The sequence below is a fragment of the Salifodinibacter halophilus genome (assembly GCA_012999515.1).
GTDB lineage: Bacteria > Pseudomonadota > Gammaproteobacteria > Nevskiales > Salinisphaeraceae > Salifodinibacter > Salifodinibacter halophilus.
Genome location: JABEEB010000650.1, coordinates 1 through 240, shown reverse-complemented (window position 1 = coordinate 240; position 240 = coordinate 1). Strand labels below are relative to the sequence as shown.

The following is a 240-nucleotide window of genomic DNA, read 5'->3' as shown; positions in this document are numbered from 1 at the left end:
CATCCACACCTCGGACGGGAAGACTGTAGATTGGCTTGATCTTGGAGACGAGTACGAACAACTCCGCCGCGAGCAACGCAAACTCTCTCGCAAAGAGCAAGGGTCGAATAACTACGAGAAACAACGACTGACGGTTGCGAAGATCAAGCGTCACATCCGGCGGAAAGTGCTGGACTACCAGCACAAACTTACAACATGGCTCGTCAGAGAATACGACGCCGTATTCGTTGAGGACTTGGA

General features: G+C 52.1%; 1 protein-coding gene. It reads left to right on the top strand.

Annotated features, from left to right (window positions below):
* The coding region (locus HKX41_13175) for a transposase (protein ID NNC25086.1) at window positions 1–240 on the top strand (240 nt) is incomplete at both ends.